18 protein-coding genes and 1 pseudogene are annotated in these 15,580 nt (G+C 36.6%); 7 read left to right on the top strand and 12 right to left on the bottom strand.

Going from position 1 to position 15,580, the window contains the following annotated elements; translation table 11 throughout:
• The gene (locus ACFOU2_RS21415) at positions 1–219 is read left to right on the top strand and encodes a hypothetical protein (RefSeq protein WP_377918312.1); all 219 of its coding nucleotides are present in this window, start codon (positions 1–3) and stop codon (positions 217–219) included.
• 1,041 nt (positions 220–1,260) lie between these two features.
• Here ACFOU2_RS21415 and ACFOU2_RS21420 read toward each other — a convergent pair.
• A complete protein-coding gene (locus tag ACFOU2_RS21420) occupies positions 1,261–1,434 on the bottom strand; it encodes a hypothetical protein (protein ID WP_377918313.1) in 174 nt (57 codons plus the stop codon).
• Between the two features lie 477 nt (positions 1,435–1,911).
• Here ACFOU2_RS21420 and ACFOU2_RS21425 point away from each other — a divergent pair, with 477 nt between their 5' ends.
• Positions 1,912–2,379 (top strand): hypothetical protein, encoded by a 468-nt coding sequence (locus tag ACFOU2_RS21425; protein WP_377918314.1) that lies wholly within the window; start codon positions 1,912–1,914, stop codon positions 2,377–2,379.
• Positions 2,380–2,650: 271 nt separating this feature from the next.
• On the opposite strand, the gene ACFOU2_RS21430 is transcribed toward ACFOU2_RS21425, so the two are convergent.
• The 5 genes from ACFOU2_RS21430 to ACFOU2_RS21450 all read right to left on the bottom strand — a co-directional run bounded on the left by ACFOU2_RS21430 (position 2,651) and on the right by ACFOU2_RS21450 (position 7,307).
• Complete coding sequence (locus tag ACFOU2_RS21430) at positions 2,651–3,217, bottom strand: Uma2 family endonuclease (protein WP_377918315.1); 567 nt, start codon at positions 3,215–3,217, stop codon at positions 2,651–2,653.
• A gap of 64 nt (positions 3,218–3,281) precedes the next feature.
• Positions 3,282–4,439 carry a polysaccharide deacetylase family protein gene (locus ACFOU2_RS21435; protein ID WP_377918316.1) on the bottom strand — a complete coding sequence of 386 codons (1,158 nt, stop codon included), beginning with the start codon at positions 4,437–4,439 and terminating at the stop codon, positions 3,282–3,284.
• 830 nt (positions 4,440–5,269) lie between these two features.
• The gene (locus ACFOU2_RS21440) at positions 5,270–5,932 is read right to left on the bottom strand and encodes a DJ-1/PfpI family protein (RefSeq protein ID WP_377918696.1); all 663 of its coding nucleotides are present in this window, start codon (positions 5,930–5,932) and stop codon (positions 5,270–5,272) included.
• A gap of 52 nt (positions 5,933–5,984) precedes the next feature.
• Entirely contained in the window at positions 5,985–6,578 is a 594-nt protein-coding gene (locus ACFOU2_RS21445; RefSeq protein ID WP_377918317.1) for a TetR/AcrR family transcriptional regulator, read from the bottom strand.
• 312 nt (positions 6,579–6,890) lie between these two features.
• A complete protein-coding gene (locus ACFOU2_RS21450) occupies positions 6,891–7,307 on the bottom strand; it encodes a VOC family protein (RefSeq protein WP_377918318.1) in 417 nt (138 codons plus the stop codon).
• A 234-nt stretch (positions 7,308–7,541) separates the two neighbouring features.
• Here ACFOU2_RS21450 and ACFOU2_RS21455 point away from each other — a divergent pair, with 234 nt between their 5' ends.
• Positions 7,542–7,958, top strand: coding sequence for a hypothetical protein (locus ACFOU2_RS21455; protein ID WP_377918319.1), 417 nt, complete (start codon positions 7,542–7,544; stop codon positions 7,956–7,958).
• Positions 7,955–8,797, top strand: coding sequence for a DEAD/DEAH box helicase family protein (locus ACFOU2_RS21460; protein WP_377918320.1), 843 nt, complete (start codon positions 7,955–7,957; stop codon positions 8,795–8,797). The genes ACFOU2_RS21455 and ACFOU2_RS21460 overlap by 4 nt, the downstream gene beginning before the upstream one ends.
• A gap of 105 nt (positions 8,798–8,902) precedes the next feature.
• On the opposite strand, the gene ACFOU2_RS21465 is transcribed toward ACFOU2_RS21460, so the two are convergent.
• From ACFOU2_RS21465 to ACFOU2_RS21475, 3 genes and pseudogenes are all read right to left on the bottom strand, one after another.
• A complete protein-coding gene (locus tag ACFOU2_RS21465) occupies positions 8,903–9,094 on the bottom strand; it encodes a hypothetical protein (RefSeq protein ID WP_377918321.1) in 192 nt (63 codons plus the stop codon).
• 27 nt (positions 9,095–9,121) lie between these two features.
• Positions 9,122–9,220: pseudogene (locus tag ACFOU2_RS21470) on the bottom strand (hypothetical protein); the annotation flags it as partial.
• Between the two features lie 16 nt (positions 9,221–9,236).
• Positions 9,237–9,611 carry a hypothetical protein gene (locus ACFOU2_RS21475; RefSeq protein WP_377918322.1) on the bottom strand — a complete coding sequence of 125 codons (375 nt, stop codon included), beginning with the start codon at positions 9,609–9,611 and terminating at the stop codon, positions 9,237–9,239.
• A 260-nt stretch (positions 9,612–9,871) separates the two neighbouring features.
• Here ACFOU2_RS21475 and ACFOU2_RS21480 point away from each other — a divergent pair, with 260 nt between their 5' ends.
• Positions 9,872–11,674: a PhoX family protein gene (locus ACFOU2_RS21480; protein ID WP_377918323.1), complete on the top strand. Its 1,803-nt coding sequence runs from the start codon at positions 9,872–9,874 to the stop codon at positions 11,672–11,674.
• A 203-nt stretch (positions 11,675–11,877) separates the two neighbouring features.
• Here ACFOU2_RS21480 and ACFOU2_RS21485 read toward each other — a convergent pair whose 3' ends face one another.
• On the bottom strand, positions 11,878–12,252 hold the full coding sequence (locus tag ACFOU2_RS21485) for a hypothetical protein (protein WP_377918324.1): 375 nt from the start codon (positions 12,250–12,252) through the stop codon (positions 11,878–11,880).
• 330 nt (positions 12,253–12,582) lie between these two features.
• Between ACFOU2_RS21485 and ACFOU2_RS21490 the strand changes: the two genes are divergently transcribed.
• On the top strand, positions 12,583–13,248 hold the full coding sequence (locus ACFOU2_RS21490) for a class I SAM-dependent methyltransferase (RefSeq protein WP_377918697.1): 666 nt from the start codon (positions 12,583–12,585) through the stop codon (positions 13,246–13,248).
• Here ACFOU2_RS21490 and ACFOU2_RS21495 read toward each other — a convergent pair.
• On the bottom strand, positions 13,197–13,565 hold the full coding sequence (locus ACFOU2_RS21495) for a SpoIID/LytB domain-containing protein (protein WP_377918698.1): 369 nt from the start codon (positions 13,563–13,565) through the stop codon (positions 13,197–13,199). The genes ACFOU2_RS21490 and ACFOU2_RS21495 overlap by 52 nt on opposite strands.
• Before the next feature lie 219 nt (positions 13,566–13,784).
• On the opposite strand from ACFOU2_RS21495, the gene yyaC reads away from it, so the two are divergent.
• Positions 13,785–14,387, top strand: coding sequence for a spore protease YyaC (gene yyaC / locus ACFOU2_RS21500; protein WP_377918325.1), 603 nt, complete (start codon positions 13,785–13,787; stop codon positions 14,385–14,387).
• Between the two features lie 181 nt (positions 14,388–14,568).
• On the opposite strand, the gene ACFOU2_RS21505 is transcribed toward yyaC, so the two are convergent.
• On the bottom strand, positions 14,569–15,285 hold the full coding sequence (locus ACFOU2_RS21505) for an SGNH/GDSL hydrolase family protein (RefSeq protein WP_377918326.1): 717 nt from the start codon (positions 15,283–15,285) through the stop codon (positions 14,569–14,571).
• Positions 15,286–15,580 lie beyond the last annotated feature (295 nt).

The following is a 15,580-nucleotide window of genomic DNA, read 5'->3' on the forward strand; positions in this document are numbered from 1 at the left end:
ATGGAGAAAATGCTCAAAAAAGGTCTCTTTATGAGCTTAGGTGCCATCATATTCCATGTCTGCCGTGCATTGTTTCAGCAGATGGATATTCCGCCGGCGGTCTTGGATTGCTATCGAGTGGTTACGTTCCTCATTTTACCGGCAGGTTTACTGGCATTGTGGGTTTATGTAACGCGAAGAGATAAACAAAAAAGCCATTTGTCATCACATAACGATTAGAAATGATAAATGAACTGAATGTAAAACAAAAACACCATATTTTCCAATGGTGTTTTTGTTTTAGAGAGCGGTTGATTTTCTCAATCAAAAGCAAGAAGTCATAACGAAAAGAGCGACTTCAGAACAAATCCGATATCGCTCATATGATTTAATTTTTAATTAATTATGTAAACTAATATAGTTAACGCACTTCAGGTGCAACGGTCATTTCTTCTTCATCAATGTCAATATGGCAATCCATCGTATGAATGGTTTTGTCTTCGTGGTTTCCGTAGTAAATGGTAATATTCATGAATTTATCGCTCCTTTAACATAGGAATCATTCAATAGATAAACGTTACAATTTATATTTACTATTCATTATAACTTAATCCATTATTATCCTCAACAAAAAATATGGTAAAGGCTTCAGCTCATCAATTGTAAGACTCAATTTTTTTAAAAAGGCAGGAGTGGTTTGATGAATCCAATTAATGACTACCTATAAGTAAAGTTAAACATTTTGATTATTTCCGTTCATTTTCTGCCAATAAATAGGAGGGTGGAGGTGCCAGTATATGATTCCTATCTCACTAACCTTTTGTATTAACATTTAATAGTGAAAAAAATAAATAATAGTAGATACGAATGAATTTTCATGTTTTGTGTTATGTAAACTAGGTAAAAACAAAGAAGGAGATGCAATGCAATCTTTATTAATCATGGATTTCACATCAGAGTCACAAAGTCACAAAAAATATATTAACGATAACTGTTGGCGATTCGTAAGCAATTTTACGTAAACAAAACATGATCAATTTTATCCGGGGTTGTTCATGTTCAAGTTGACCATTTCAATTATCATTACAAATAAACGAATATGTAAAGAAATGAAAAAACTTAAAGGATATATAATACGCGGTCTGAATCAAATTTTAAAATATCTCATTTTAATAAGTATACTCTATATTTGAGACAATAAATCGATTTATTTATTTAACTTCCTATAATATATATTATGTAAACTAGAAAGAAACTCAAACTTACCAATAACTTGAGCCCTCAACTTCCGATGCTGTTATAATTGGTTCTTTCCCCTTTTTCAATATTGACATCCCCTAATTCATCGTGAGCCAATACATTAAAAGGAACTGCCGAATATGCACGGGTTGGATACCGCATTTTAATCCTATCCGTCACGGAGCTGCCCCGGACTAACTGCGTACGTTCGGTCATGAAAGAAACCTAGTACATAGTTGAAGTTTTGCCTCCGATCCAAAACTTCAACACTTATTTATATAGAAGTAAGAGATAAATGTTTTCTCGCGTTTCACAAGAATTTAAGCAACATTTGTTTCATCCGATTTCTTCTTCTCAACTGAACAGCCAATTGCCCAAGTGAATCCAATCAGTTCTCTCGCGACAGCGACAGCAGCCTGTTTTCCACTTTTATTTGACCTTGTCTTGTTCTTTTTAACTTGGTAAAATCAATTATTTTTCCGTCAATTGCTATAGCCGCTATGCTCCGTTTAATTTCTCGGTACAATTCTTTTTTCTTTTCATGGGGAAGATGGTGAATGGCATAACCAGAAACAATACAGTCATCTAATCCCGGTTCGGCATACTATCCGATAATACATTTACATTAATTTGGATACTTAATCATAACTATAAAGATGGGAGTTCTAACTTTCTGAAAAAGGAGATGATTTTTTGTATCCTTACTATTTTTATCGAGTTAACAACTGGGAACATATTTTAAATTTGTTACACCAAAGTTTATATGCTGAAGAAATGGTATGTGCTATGAGCACTCAACTTTTCCATATACCAAAAACCAAAGATTTAAAAGGGAATCGCGAGATGCATGATCATCTAGTTCCTGCTTCCTATCATCGCGTTACCGCAGTAGGTTCATCCCAGAGGATAGTAAATGGTGAGCAACAGCAATCCATTGTAGAAACAATGGTGGCTTGTATAAAAAATGCTGAAAACCAAGATAAAAAAGTACGTGAAGGATTAAAAATGATGGAGGAAAATGCAAGTCCTGAGTTTAAAACGTTTATTAAAGTGATTATCAAATGGCAAGAACAAGCAGAATCCTATTTAAATCAAGCAAAAGAATCTTTGCGAACTATGGGAGTTTCGTTTCCTGCTGGAAGTGAACAGCAGAGTGGATAATATATTTTTTATTAATATATTATCAGGTTGGTCCTAGCAATCAACCTCTTTTTGTATTGAAATTTCTTATTCAACTAACCTCCCGTTGAATAAGAAAAAGGGATCGCCGCATATACCTCAAACAAGTTGATTTCCTCCTTCTCTTAGCTCTTTTAAAGGACAAAATAGTTCACTTCTCTATATTTATAGGACTTTTATTGTTGGGGAATTCGTATGTGAAACAAAAAAGAAAACCTCACTATGATAGCAGCAAGGCTTTCGAGATTTCACTCTAAGAAAATATATCACTCATGGCTAGTTCGAATTCTGGGAAAATCTTCGAACAGAATACATTCTCTTCATTGTAAATATAAGGTGTTCCATACATACCGTTTTCTTCAAGGATATATTGCTCTACAATTTTTTCATTCGGATAGATTAGTAAATATTCTTTTACTCCATGTTTTTCATATTGGTTCAGCTTCTCGATACGATCTCGTTGCCAAGTGGAAGGAGATAGAACTTCTACGATGAGATCCGGAGCCCCTTTGCATCCTTTATCATCTAATTTTTTTTCGTCGCATACTACACTGATGTCGGGCTGTACGACATGGTATTCTTCTTCATCTTCTGCAGCAGATAATCTGACATCAAATGGAGCCGTATATACTTCGCATGTCTTTCCTTTTAAAAAGGTATATAATTCTCCCGTTAGTTGGGTTACAATGCGCTGGTGTTGTCGTGATGGTGCAGCTTGCATATAGGGAATACCATTAATGATTTCATAACGTGGCTCATCAGGCCATGTTAAATATTCAGTATATGTTACTTTCTTAGGATGAGGTTGATTGATACTCATAAGAGACACCTCCTTCATTATCCTTAGTTTAACATCATTCTTAAAAAAATACAGACGCGGAGTACTATTGATTACGTTCAGGGTCCATCACTTCATCACTATTAAAAAAACGGGCCATAATATCTTTCTGTTGCCTCAACCCTATTCCATCAATATGCACCCGATCCATCATTGCATATTGGCTTGAAATCGATAGATAAGGATTTGGCCCTACTGAACAAAAGATACTAAACCCATAATCTCTTAAAGCTTGAAATTTAGGATCTCCTGGCAAAACACTGCTTCCATATGGATAGATATAAATATTTGTTTTTCCGATCAGTGATTCAACTTCTTTTTTCCATCTCTCCGTATCAGAACGCAAGGTACTTAGGCTTACTTTTCTTGTATTCAAATGGCCGTAACCATGTGATGCAAATTCCCAGCCATCTTTCTTTAGTTTATCAACCACTCTTTTCGCTTCATCTTTTTCATGAGCATAACTTTTGTTCGTTAATTCGTGGGTACGGTATCCCAGTATTCCCTCATAGCCGGTTAATGCAAGAATTCCCTTTGCCCCGTTAAATGAAAAATCGGGATGCTCCTTCACAAAAGAATTCAGTATCGGAACGATTTCATGGTCTCGAGAAATGAACTCAGCCCCATTTTTATCCTTTGAATAGGTAGCAAGTTCCCCGTCTTCATCTATTAGTAATTTATACGCATTACCGTTCTCTTTCATATATTGATAGTAATTTAAATCATCAACAGAAAGGACTAGCGGCTTTTTGTTTTTAGGCAGTTTCAGTTCTTTCTTCGTTAACGTTACTTTTCCATTAATCATCTGTTCTTGAAAGAGGTCAGACATTTTAATTAGCACAAAATTTTTGCGGTACAATGAGTCTATCATTTTTTTAAATTCTTTAACGGTGACAAAATAATCATCATAACCTTTTGACATCGCATCCCCATCAAAAGCTAATTCGGGATCAATAATAAGTGGATGAAAAAAGATATGCTCGATTGGCCCGTTGTAAACGACAAGTTCTTCCTTTGGATTTGCTTGCGGTGGAACCGGAACGGACTTAGGGTGTGCCTTATTATGCTCCGGCTTAGTCACCTTATCAGATTGGTCTTCTATTTTGTTGCTTGGTTGGGTATATACCTTATGATGGCTTGAACTGGAGCAGCTGGACAGAGGGATACATAACACTACAAGCAATATCATGAAGCTGTTCTTCATACCCATCACCTCAAATTTTTTGCTGCAATAAGGAAATCGAGAAGTGTCTTTTGTTTAGGTTACACAATATTATTTCATATGTAAAAATGCATTTGCACTATTTTTGGAAAATTGAAGGTAAGAAATGATGTAGTACAGTTCTGATTCAACTATATGGCTCGATAAAAGAAGACGCCTTCTTACTTAAGAAGTGCGCCCGATTGTTGAAGATCGATTAAGTTATTTTATCAGGTTCTGTTTTCATTTGCTCCATTGAAAGCGAAAATCTAATCGTCATGAAGAAATAAAAGCATAATAGCAAGGAGTAACCCGTAATGGCTTGCACCTTTCTTTTTATAAACCAGTTAGAAAATCTAAAGTAGATTTAAAGCTATTATTACATCTTTCATAGATGTAACTATTCTCGGTTTAAATCAAGCAAGTTCAACATTATTGGATCGAATTGCTGTGTTTAATAAACCGGGGGGTTTAGATTAAAATATTGGTCACTAATGAAAAATCCCCTTAAAAAAGAAGGGGATTTTTTTATATGAGTGATTGCCATAATATAATTACAACACCAATAAAGACGACAGTTATGCAGTAAATTTGCAAACGAATATGAATTAACATTCCAGAAATCCCAAATCATATTATTGATTTTTCTATTTTCACTTCTTACTTTACTTTCTGTTCTGAATCCCAAACCGTATGCCTCTGGAACTCTCACACGCATCCATTGGCTGAGCTGGGTCGCATCAGTTTATTGTTTCAACATTGGGCGAAACAAAGTTTTTCGCTGCTTCGCCCAAATTAGAATCATGTTATAATCAAGAGACACTCAACTACATCTAATTATTATAAACTCCATGTGATTTCCAGTCATATGGATATTCTTCTGTCGCTGCGGTTCTTATAGCGACATCTTCCCCCATTAATTTTCCAACGATATGCAGACTCATATCTATCCCTGCTGACACCCCTGCAGACGTAAGAATATTCCCCAGATCCACAAAACGAACTTTTGGCACTACTTCAGTGTCCGGGTAAGTAGATCTCATATAATCAATTGCAAATGAGTGTGTGGTTGCCTTTTTGCCAGATAAAAGACCTGCTTCCGCCAACAAAAGTGCGCCTGAACATACCGATGCAACCATACCACCAGACTTGTAAAAATCTGAAATCCATTTAAGTAGCTCGTGATTTTTAGTAACTTTTTTAACTGCGCGCAATGGTCCACCTGGTACAATTAAGATGTCAAACTTTCTATCAACGCTCTTAAAGCTAAAGTCAGGTTGGATTTTTAGACCATTATGGGAAGGAATCATTTCTCCGGTTTGTGAAATCGTTTTGACAATAAAAGGCTTTTCTTCATTGGCGAAACCTTTTGTTAATAACGTCACTACTTCGTTATCTTCATATACAGTAAGAGAAAATACTTCAAATGGTCCTGCATAATCTAACACATCAACTTCTTCAAAAAGTAAAATCCCTACATTCCATTGTTGTTTCAACATATATCCTCATCCCCTTTAGAAACCGATTGGTCTCTTTCGTTTAAAAAAATTATAGCTTGATGCAATATTTAACGTATTGATGTAATTGATTTAGATACTTTTGTACATAGAGGCTTTTGTCGTACAATTTCCCCAACATAATACTGCCTTCAAAAGCAGACGTGAGGAATATAGAGACTTCTTTAATATCTATATCAGGTCTAAATTCACCTGATTGAATTCCTTCTTCTAGAATCAATTCTAAAAATTTCAACCATTCATTCATGGCCTCACGTGCCTTTCCATTCAGAACCTCATGTGTATCATCCGTATCAACAGAAGTGTTTAGCAAAGGGCAGCCTCCGCTAAGTGGCGGCTCTTCTGCAATGTTAGAATATACAGACAGAACAGATATCAATTTTTCCTCGGCTGTTTTTTTACCAAATGCAGCTGAACGGAATGTCTTTCGTAATACATCTACGGCATAATCAAATGCTTCTACTGCTAACTCATCTTTGTTTTTAAAATGCCGATATATTCCCCCTTTTTCCAGTCCCGTAGCTTTCATAATATCTGACATGGAGGCACCGGTGTACCCTTGTTGATTAAATATCACTGCTGATTTCCTAATAATCATATTCCTTGTATCTAGCCCTTTCCCCATGCAGTCACAAACCTCCTAAATTTTAATTACAAAACCGATCGGTCTCTTTATTATTACATAAAATACCATAAATGTAAATATATATAATTTAATATTACTTTATTAAGCAATCACCACCCGTTCGTTCAATAAGAAAAAGGATCGCCGCAGCAACCCCTGCTCTTGAACTCTCGCCCCCTTTCGTTCATTAAAGTTGAGATTTTATTAGCACTCTACTTTGTAAGTTGAATAATCAATTTCAGCTGCTCTTTTTATGACCCTCAATACAAAAAAGCACAAGTCCTTATTAAAGGATTGTGCCTTTCTTTTGACTTAATCTTGATCGACTACACTTTCTTGCATATACATTAACTCCCAAAGATGACCGTCTATATCCTGAAAACTCCATCCATACATAAAGCCTTGGTCAAACGGATCATTTGAAGCCTTTCCGCCAGCTGCTAGAGCCTTATTTACAATCTCATCGACTTTTTCCTTACTTTCAGCAGATAATGCCACAATAACTTCTGTACTTTTTGTTGCATCAGAAATTTCTTTTTTAGTAAAAGTTTTGAAAAAATCTTCAACCAACAACATGACAAATATATTCTCACTGATAACCATACATGTTGCATTTTCATCGGTAAATTGGGCGTTAAATTCAAAACCTATTTTAGTAAAAAAGGCTATGGATTTATTCAGGTCTTTAACCGGTAAGTTAACAAAAATTTTCTCTGCTTGAACTCCCATAGTATCCACCCTTCGCTCTATTATTTTTTGGCCGACTACATACTCTTCTCTAATGTTTTCCATATCCCTGCCTAAAAAAATTATTTAACCTCCCCGTTCGCTGAATAAGAGAGAGAGAAGTGTCGAAGCAACCCCTTTCATAAACTCCCCCCCTTTGTTGAAGAACAAAGCCTCTAAAAAACCTCCCTTGAAATAAGGGAGGTCTACATAACACACGATATAGGAACTAATTAGTTGGAGAGTTGGATTTCTACATCCTTTTCAATAAAATTGTATTGGGTATATCTATCTTCTATTCAAAAAATGACCAAAAGCGATGTACAAAAAGTGATTCAACAAAACGAAGCCCATACGATTAAGGAAATGAAATTTGATAAACCGCTCCCTAAACAATTAACGGTCTACTTTAGAAATGGTATTCATCTATTGAAAGAAACACTCCCTTCTTTTTTACTGTCCAAGATGGCAGAATTATCGTCATTCAATAATCCAGAATTTTATAAGGCTCAAGCGAAGCGGATGTCAACATATGGAATGCCAAAAGTCATTAACTGCGCAATGGATGAAGCAACCCATCTCGTATTGCCAAGGGGTGTAGGGGCCGTTTGGAAGAGCTGTTTCAAGAATACTCTGCCCAGGTGGACTTTGTGAATCAACGATATAAGGGTGATCCAATTGATGTTGAGTTCCATGGTCATTTAACTTCTCAGCAACAAGATGCTGTTTCAGAGCTTTTAAAGCATGATAATGGCATTCTCTCAGCTACTACCGGTTTTGGGAAAACTGTTACATCGGCTGCACTTATCGCCGAACGGAAAGTTAATACTCTCATTATTGTGCATCGCACACAACTTATGCAGCAATGGATAGAACGACTTTCTACTTTTTTAAATATCCCTAAAAAATCAATTGGACAAATCGGTGGAGGAAAGCATACAGAACAAACAAAGATTCAAGCTATTTACAACGAGTTAGCAATCAGCGATCAACGTAATTTCCTGCTATTTAATGATGTATTACAGGCGCTGGAAGAAGGCCGTTCGCCTTTAGTATTAACAGAGAGGGGCGACCATGTTGAAGAGTTAAAAAAGGGATTTAAAGGATTTGCTAAAAATATGATTGTTCTTTCGGGAAACATGAAGAAAAAGGAACGTGAGCAAGCATTACAGAGTTTAACAGAAATTCCCGATGATGAAGAACTGTTGGTGATTGCGACAGGAAAATATATAGGTGAAGGGTTTGATTACTCTAGACTTGATACGTTATTTTTGGCTATGCCCATTTCCTGGAAAGGCATACTTCAACAATATGTTGGCCGCCTCCACCGGACTCACCATAATAAACAAGAAGTAAGAGTCTATGACTATGTAGACCAAAACGTGGCTATGTTAAAGAAAATGTACGAAAAACGTTTAACGGGTTATCGCGCAATGGGGTATATCATTGATGAACACTCAGTTTCTAAGGCAGAGCAAATGAAGTTGTTTTAAGATGAGTATTTCGACAAAGAGGATGACTCAAAAGGTATAAAAAGACATACCTATTGAGTCATCCTCCTGAAAGGACCCGTCATGGAAATCCGGCAAAAAATTTGGTTACAATTTAGAAATAGTTAAAACGTGCGTTGCCGATGGCAGAAAGCGAAAATTTGTTTTTACTTTCTCAGCTACGACTCTCTCATCGTTAATTGTTTCTAATAATTTATCTAAGTAAGGGTATTCTTCATCTTTAAATCCAACTAAGGGATAAATCTGAATCATACCACCTTTTTTGGTTACTCTTATCATCTCTTGAATAGCCTGCAAGTGAAATTGATAGTCGAATTGTTCCTGATATAAAAATAAAAAATGATTACATAACACGAGAGAAAAAGTTCCATCTTTAAACGGAAGGAATGGTAAGGCTCCCGGGATAAAACGTTTTTTCTTTTCATCTTTCCGGTATTGTTCTAAAAAAAAGTTGAAAAGACTGTTCTCTTATTTGGTCATGATGATCTAAATCCTTATAATCCTCCCATACAAAAAGATGAGCATTTTTAGCCAGCTTTTCAGTGGCTGTTTTCATCTCTTTTTGTCCATGTTTTGTCATTTCTTCCAGTGTCAGACTGTATAGAGGATCAATGGCCACGGCATCATAGCCCTTCTTATTAGCCTCGGTGACGAATGAGGAAGCACCGGCTGCTACATCTAGAATTTTGCCTCGTTTCAGCAAAGAATCCTCCAAAGAAAACATTCTTTCATACTCTCCATAAGACCTGCATGTCATTGCTACCCCAATTTGTTCATACAAATTTACTCGACTCATCTCTTCTCGTCTCTCCTTTACTCAACTTAACTGTTAACCAGCCTAACAAATCTTATTTTAAATCCAAATGGTAATTTTTTCAATATTGTTTTCCATATAAGACTTTTCTATTTCGGGGGTTGCGGAAGCTGTATGTTCAACATTGATGAATTTATATTTTTTATACATTCACTTTACATGTTTGACATATCCACTTAACATTCATTTTCTATGATAGAAGACATGCTTTACCATGTTGAAGCAAAAATGGAGGTAAAAAAATGAAAAAAAGAAAAATGATGATTCCTTTGTTGAGTTTAGCTGTTTTGTTCCCATCAGCATCCAATACGTTTGCTTCCCCTAACCAACCTCTCTCCATAGATAAAGTGGAATTTGTTGGGATGGATGCTCCTGATACCGTGGAAGAACGTTCGAAGATGTACAGTGAAGCATCTGCTATCGTTACATACAACAACGGTACTCAAAAGACTTTTCCGCTGGAATATAAAACATTGTTCCAACCCGGCGATGTGATCAACGGAAAAACAGCAGGCGCCGCTTATGATGCAAATGGCAACGTGATTACAAATGAAGCAGGAAAACCTTATGTTTCCACTTCACCAGATAGCAACACCCTGCTTAGTGTAAACGGGAAAAGCGGGAAGTTGTATATGGTAAACCATTATGAAGGTATGCCGTCTAATACGATCGGGAATATGCCAAAAGCGATGGCGTTAAATACGGTAGAACAAGATAAAGAGACGGGAGAACTTACCGTAACGGATGTAAAGCCGATCGATTTTTCAGCTGACGGTGGAATTTGGACTCCTTGTGCAGGCCACTTGTCTCCCTGGAATACACATTTAGGAAGTGAAGAATACGATCCGGATGCAAAGGCTCATGAAGCAAATCCTGAAAAGTCTTCCGTTACTCAATTTGCCCGGAACTATTATCAAGACAATACGGTGATTGGTAATCCATATCTTTACGGCCACCTTCCAGAGGTAACGGTTCATCCAGACGGAACATCAACGGCTGTTAAACACTATAGTATGGGACGCCTTTCATTCGAAAATGTGGTGGTTGCACCGGATAACCGTACGGTTTATTACGGTGATGACGGCGGTTATACTATGTCATTCATGTATGTGGCAGACAAAGCGAAAGATTTATCAGCAGGGACACTGTATGCTGCAAAATGGAAGCAAACGAGTGAAAAAAATGGCGGTTCCGCTGATTTAGAATGGATCAAATTAGGTCATGCAACCGATGCAGAAATTAAAAAATTAGCTCAAACGGTGAAGTTTAGTGACATCTTTGAAACAACGGCAGATGCAGAATATGCAAAAGCTAATGGCTTTAAAAGAGTGAAAGCCGCCGGAAGAGATGAGTGGTTAAAAGTAAAACCCGGCATGGAAAAAGCAGCTGCTTTCTTGGAGTCACGCCGTTATGGTGCTCTAGTAGGAGCCACTTCAGAATTCAATAAAATGGAAACAGTTGAATTTAACAAAGCTGATAACAAGGTTTATATGACACTGTCAACGATTGGCGGCGGAATGACAGCTAATCCTACCGATCCTGTAGATGATATTCATGTTTCTAAAATAAATGCCGGCGGAATTTATGAACTTTCCTTAGCCAGCGGTCAAAAGGACCGTGACGGTGATATGATTGATAGTAACTATGTAGCAACTAAAATGGCTGGACTCGTATTGGGAGAAGATCTTCCTACGAAAGATGCGGCAGGAAATACAGCAAATCCAGATAAAATTTCAAATCCTGACAATATCACATACTCTGAAAAAATGAGAACATTATTTATCGCCGAGGATGGTCATGGACATCACAATAATTATGGGTGGGCTTATAATGTTGACACGAAGAAGCTGTCCCGCATTGTTTCTGCTCCTGATGGCGGAGAAGTTACAGGGATACAAGCGATCGATAATTTAAATGGATTTATTTATCTGATGGCCGGTTCCCAAAATCCAGGGTATGCGGGATATTTATCCGGTCTACCTTCCCTTGGAAAAAGTTCGGAAAATAATGATGATAGTGATAACACTAACAAGGAAGATAGATAAATAAAAAAGGGTCGTTGGATACTTTCCAGCGATCCTTTTTGGCAGGAACACAAATATTAAATTGCGGCTATTTAATAAACTAGCAGCGAGACGACATATGGGTAGAACTTTCAAATTCTGTCAAATTTCGAGTTTTCTTTGCTTGTGTATCTTTTTTTGGCATGTGGAAATAATCTTATTAATAAAATGAGTAAATAGTATTTTTACTGGTGTTTCTCATAAACAAGGTGCGGACAACGCTTTAAGATTGCTGATTTTATTTGCTTAGGGCTTCCTACTTGCACCACAACCTTATCATAATCATATCCTTCTAAATCAAGGACAACGACTTGATTCACGTCATTATAGGATAAAAAATATTTCTGTCCTTTGTACAGGAACCTCCCTCCTTTGTAACCCCTTGGAATAGAAGTACCGAATAGTCGCAAAGCATTCCAATGTAATTTGAAATTTCCGGCTTGGACATTTTTTATAGAGCTATATGGGATCTTTAGTTCCTGCTTCAATCCTGCAAAAGCAGTTAGTCCTGAAAACCTAATAATTAATTCATTTTCCTCAAATGTTATACTCCGACTCATAACTCTCTCCCCCTTATTTGTGGTAATAAAGTTATTACGACAGTTCGATTTAATTTCCCTCTAATTTGATTAAACTTCCTCGTTAACTGTATAAGGACGCTGTCACAGCAACCGCTAAACCCGTCAGCACAATAATCCTTCTCTTTTCCTAAAGCTATTTTATAGGCTCTCCCAATACTAGATGCCAATGGAGATGTTTGGAATCTTGGTATTATCAATAACTACTCGTTATTAACTTCAATGAAATTTGTTAATTTCCATTATATACTAAATCCGTTATAATTCACATTATAGTAGCTATTCTATTCGGTCCCTATATCCATTATTGATATAAAAAATGAAACTCCTTCTGTGCTAGACATTGGTGCAGGTACAGGGTTATTTTCTTCTTTCATAAAAGAAAAGTATCCAAATGCCCAGATTACTTTAATCGATTTATCTGAAAAAATGATGGATGTCTCCAAGGAGCGATTCACAAACCATAAGGATGTTCATTATGTAATTGCCGATTATACAGAGTATAAATTTGAAGAAAAGTTTGATATTATCATATCTTCACTTTCTATTCACCATTTATCTGACGAAGAAAAAAGAAAACTGTACCATAAAATTTTCTTTTTACTGAACCAAGATGGGGTATTCATAAATGCCGATCAGATTCTCGGTCATACACCTTTTATAGAGTCGCTATATAAAAATGACTGGAAAAATAAAATTGAAACAAGCGATTTAACTGAACAAGAAATTGAGGCTGCTTATGAGCGAACTAAACTTGATAAAATGGCAACGCTTGAGGATCAAATTCATTGGTTGAAAGAAAGTGGTTTTAAAGATGTCGATTGTATTTATAAATATTTTAATATTCATTTTGATTTCTGTTTGGCATGGTTTTCACCTCCTTTCTATAGGATGGATGAAAATTCAAGCCAAATAACAGGTAATTTCTACTTAATGGAACCTATGTTATTTTTCACGATTAACTGTTCAATATCTTGAAGGGAATCGACATGGTCAATCTCAATGTCTCTATAATAATAATTTACAATATCCCTATAATTCTTTCCTTCCTTAGCCATCCCGTTGGCTCCATATTGACTCATCCCCACTCCATGTCCATATCCCCTAGTTGTAACCATTACCTGTTCTCCTTTACGTTCAAACGTAAAATCGGTTGAATTTAATCCCAAAATATCTCTAACATCCTTCCCTTCAAATTTCTTTCCACCGATTTCAATTGATGTAACCCGATGGCTTGAGGTATTTTTTCGATTTCTTTTCGACCAGTTCGATATACCGATACAGTTATGTCTGATTCAGACTTGGTTACCTCTGAATAATAGGATAAGTATATAAAAAAAACGGCTTTGTTAAACAATATTGTCGATGTTCCGATAGTATGGAAGGATTATTTTGTATGAATGAAGAATATTGAAGCATCTATTATGCATCCAAGAAAGAAATAACCGTGCTTGTTCAGCGTTTTCATATATTGAGTAGTGGAACAATGGATAAATTGGTGAGGTGAAGGTAACATGTTTAACCGATACGATATGGATGGAAGACTTACTATGTTTGAGGGAATTATTCCATATAATCATAGACTAGCACCGCTATTCATTCGCAACACCTTGTATTCTCTCATTCCAGAAGGTACACAGCATATTTATGTGGTTGGTATTGGTTCTAACCTTATAAACGGCGACAGCCTTGGTCCATTTGTTGGAACCTTACTTCACGACTTATATCCAAATCACTTAACGGTCCTGGGAAACCTTCAGTTTCCTTTAGATGCCACAACCCTTGTCCCAGAGTTTTCGCGTATCACCTTACCAAACAATAGCTTTGTTGTTGCGATTGATAGTGTACTAGGTACAGAAGGAATCGTGAACTCTATTGTTGTTCGGGAAGGTTCTTTGCTGCCGGGTTTAGGTCTCGGTAATAAACTTCCTCCTATTGGAGACTGCAGCGTGATGGGGGTCGTCCTGGAAAATGATCCTACCGTAGAATGTTCTCTTCTTTACACGAACCTGCATCTTATTTACACAATGGCTGCTAATATTGCAAAAGGTATATCTCTTGCGGTTAGGCAATATTTTAAATATCCTTCTGATCATCCAATTTTGCTTTTCAGTTAGTAATGGATGTGAGTTGTTTTCATTAATCAATATATTGCCCTCATTTTTCATAAAAATCTACAAACAACTCCAAAACACCCGCTCGGTACAGATGTACTAAGCGGATGTTAGGTCATGAAGCAGTCAATTTTGTATTTTCCGGGTCCTATCATTACCCGTTATTCGACATCACTATATTTTTCTATTCCTCTAAATGTAAAGCTTTTAATCCAATTTCAGCTAATACTTTCTGCCCTTCGATAGTAGGGTGAATGTCGTTTGGAAGAACGTATTCAGCTTGCTTCTCCCCGTACGCGGTAAAGGCATCAGCAAGCACGATATTGTTCAATTCCTGGTTAAGACTGTGCACTAAAGATTCAATCTGTGGATTTACCTTATACCTTAGCAGAAGATTGCCGATATCGTGTCTTGGATCATCTACTTGGAATGGATTGTAGATGTTATATACCACTACAGGAGCATCGCTCAATTCACGTATTTCTGATGCGATTTTACTTAATTTCTCTAACACGCTTTGAACTTCATCGTCTGTAACATTGTAATCGGAAAACGCCTGCAATAAATCGTTGCTTCCGATATCCAGCGTGATGTAGTCTGCATGGGCTACCGCCTGGCGGAATTTCTCGTTTGTCTCTAAGGCATTCAACAAGTCTTGCGTCTTCCATCCCGGAACACCTAAATCCCGAACACGAAGATTTGCATAGTCTCCCATGACAAAAGGAAAAGCGTCTTTGGAAACACGTTGGTTATGTTGTTCCAAATTGTAACCAAATGTGATTGAATCGCCGAGTGCCGTAAGTGATTTTTTTGAATTTTCTTCTTTTGCTGATACGGCTCCGGAAAATAATGCTCCTGCCATTACGGCGGCGGACAACGTGGTCATTAATTTCTTTTTCATCTAACCCTCCTTTTAGTTTATAAAAGCGGCTCTGTAGATTCATACGAATCCCGCTTTCTCTGTTTATGGAATCTATATATTTCACAAAAATTATTCCAATTAATAAAAAATATAGAAAATATCAGAATTTTATGACTGTATAAAAAAAGCAAAATTCCGACATCAAAATGACACTCTTTTAATCTTTTACTTTTAAAAAAATGGAATATTATATAGAAATGGGGGATGGCGGATAATATTTAAACCTTCCCATGCCTTGATAAACGGGAATTAGGGAATTCAAAAGGTTTTGATG

Source organism: Bacillus songklensis, assembly GCF_042649685.1.
Lineage (GTDB): Bacteria > Bacillota > Bacilli > Bacillales > Bacillaceae_H > Bacillus_BA > Bacillus_BA songklensis.